We start from the raw sequence: 2,402 nt of genomic DNA, 5'->3' as shown, positions 1-2,402 counted from the left end.
ATTACAGCTTCTGCAATACGAGATTTACAGCAACGGTACGAAATCCCAGTCACAGGGCAAGTCAATCCTACAACTTGGGAAGTCCTAGATATGCGCGAAAACCCCTATCGATCACCGCTTCCCTGGAAACAACAGAACATTACACAACCACAAGTCACAGGAGATTTTTCATGAACCGAAAGATTCTTTCAACCAAAATTACAACTACAACCACAATCGCAATCACAATTCTGTTCGGCGTACTCCTACTGTTCAATTTTCCATCCCTGGCTCAAGTCAATTCACAAGTGATTCCCAGAATCGAAGTGATCGAAGGTTCCCAGGAAATTCCACCCAGCTACCGTTTAGTCATTAGCCGATCTCAGGACAATGTTTATGTCTTCTGTCCGACTGACTTCGAGCCAGAGTTGAACTATCTGCGAAATGTGAAGGCGATTCAATGTAAGCCGTTTACCAGTCCCTAGAAGTAAACTAGTGAGGGGCAACAGCATAACAACTCACACCACTTTTTTGCTTTGAACAGAGGAGAGATTCAGATGTCAGAGAAAAACAAAGCCATTTTAGAAGAGGCAAATGCGGCGAACGCTGCAGGCAACTATGAAGGATTCTTGTCATTCTGCACTGACGACACGAAATGGACGTTCGTAGGGGACAAGACCCTTAACGGAAAAGAAGCTGTTCGCCAATATATGGCAGAGACATACATAGAGCCGCCAAAGTTTACGGTCGCCAACTTAATCGCTGAGGGTGATTTCGTCACGGCAGTTGGCGACATCACACTGAAGGACGCAGACGGGAAGGCGGATCATTACTCGTACTGCGATGTCTGGCGCTTTCGTGACGGAAAGATTGTCGAATTAAGGGCTTTCGTCATCAAAACCGAAGTCAAGGATGAAACTAGCAGCGCGGCGTAATTAGAAGCTCATAGATTCGTCTTTTGAATCCACCGCAAGCTAGAGGGTATAACTTTAATCTTGTCCGTAATCTTGTCCGTGGTGTGATCGCTGAGGTAGGGTAAATCGCGGCAGCGATCGCCGCTCTAGTCACAACGCTTCTGCACAAAGCTGCAACGCTTTTGTATCAAATTGCAATCCTTTTGCATCAGACCGCAATGTTTCTGTATCGAGTCATCTTGCTTCTGTCACAGGTTGCAATGTACAGCTATCAGCAAAAACTTGATTGATTTATAACTCATAGTGAGCAACTTTAACACCACCTAAGAGGTTTTTTATGCAAGAGACAAAATACTCTTCCTCAGTGTCTTTTGAGACTACGCACAGGCTCTCAAGCCGTGAATTGGAAGTTTTGAAACTCATGGCGGAAGGTCAAAGTAATTCTGAAATTGCAGCCCATCTATATCTCAGCCACAACACTATAAAAACTTATGTACGTGGTATCTTCAACAAACTTGGAGTTGACCATCGTGTACAAGCTGCTGTAGTTGCTTTACGTCAAGGGCTGATTTAAGAGGTTCAATGATGACTTCTGAAGAAGCACTGGAAGTTGTAGAGCAAATTTTACCACCAGGAACACTAACCTCTGTCAAAGTAGTGGTATTTCATCACTCTTGGAACGGTAAAGAATATAGAACCTATTTGAGATCTTAAGGAGAGGCTGCAAGCCGCTTAATCATTAGCCGAATGAAGCAAAGGTTGAGTTTGGTTATGGCAATGGCAAGCGTCCGCTCAAAGTTCTTGACCAAGATTTTACAACGCTCCATCCAGGCATTGGAACGCTCAATCACCCACCTGGCAATTGCCGGAACAAATCCAGATTTTCCCTGTTCTGCCTTTTCTTGTTTCGAGGGCTTGGTCAAAAGCTCAAACCTGATTGGTGGTACTCAAGATGTAATGATGAAGAAGCAAAGTCTTTTCTGTTCTCCTACCATGCCTGCGTGCCCGATTTGTGCATCCACCAAAACGGTTAAGAATGGTCACATCCACAACGGTAAATAACGATTCAAATGCCACGACTGCAAACGACAGCTCATCGAACAACCCAGCAAAAAAGTGATCGACCAAGCCACGCGGGAACTAATTGACCGCTTGCTGTTAGAGCGGATTTCATTAGCTGGTATTGCTCGTGCGACACAGGTTTCTCAACAATGGCTGCAAACCTACGTGAATGAGAAATATGCTGGGGTGCCCCGAAGCGTGCAGGTGACACCCAAAAAAAGGGGAGGCTAACTATCCAATGCGATGAGTTATGGTCATTTGTGGACAATAAAGGGAACAAGCAATGGGTCTGGTTAGCTCTTGATACAAACACTCGTGAGATTGTCGGCGTTTACATTGGCGCACGGGATGAAGCCGCAGCACACAAGTTATGGGAATCTTTGCCTCCGGTTTATCGCCAGTGTGCTATCGCCTATACCGACTTTTGGGCAGCCTATGGGGCAGTGC

4 protein-coding genes and 1 pseudogene are annotated in these 2,402 nt (G+C 45.4%); all 5 read left to right on the top strand.

The annotated features are described in order from the left end of the window. Nucleotides 1–174, top strand: coding sequence for a peptidoglycan-binding domain-containing protein (locus tag H6F80_RS28395; RefSeq protein WP_347277940.1), 174 nt, complete (start codon nucleotides 1–3; stop codon nucleotides 172–174). Then, complete coding sequence (locus H6F80_RS28390) at nucleotides 171–464, top strand: hypothetical protein (RefSeq protein ID WP_190794869.1); 294 nt, start codon at nucleotides 171–173, stop codon at nucleotides 462–464. Before H6F80_RS28395 ends, H6F80_RS28390 begins: the two co-directional genes overlap by 4 nt. Before the next feature lie 72 nt (nucleotides 465–536). After that, a complete protein-coding gene (locus H6F80_RS28385) occupies nucleotides 537–914 on the top strand; it encodes a nuclear transport factor 2 family protein (protein WP_190794868.1) in 378 nt (125 codons plus the stop codon). Between the two features lie 316 nt (nucleotides 915–1,230). Then, nucleotides 1,231–1,467, top strand: a complete 237-nt coding sequence (locus H6F80_RS28380) for a response regulator transcription factor (protein ID WP_190794867.1) — start codon at nucleotides 1,231–1,233, stop codon at nucleotides 1,465–1,467. A gap of 419 nt (nucleotides 1,468–1,886) precedes the next feature. After that, nucleotides 1,887–2,402: pseudogene (locus H6F80_RS30150) on the top strand (IS1 family transposase); the annotation flags it as partial.

The sequence above is a fragment of the Leptolyngbya sp. FACHB-711 genome (assembly GCF_014695615.1).
Lineage (GTDB): Bacteria > Cyanobacteriota > Cyanobacteriia > Elainellales > Elainellaceae > Leptolyngbya_A.
The sequence above is the reverse complement of the archived record's forward strand: the minus strand, read 5'-3'. Positions and strand labels throughout refer to the sequence as shown.

Coding starts and splice junctions, on each gene's coding strand:
- H6F80_RS28390 (WP_190794869.1), top strand. CDS start 171: ATGAACCGAAAGATTCTTTCAACCAAAATTACAACTACAACCACAATC.
- H6F80_RS28380 (WP_190794867.1), top strand. CDS start 1,231: ATGCAAGAGACAAAATACTCTTCCTCAGTGTCTTTTGAGACTACGCAC.
- H6F80_RS28385 (WP_190794868.1), top strand. CDS start 537: ATGTCAGAGAAAAACAAAGCCATTTTAGAAGAGGCAAATGCGGCGAAC.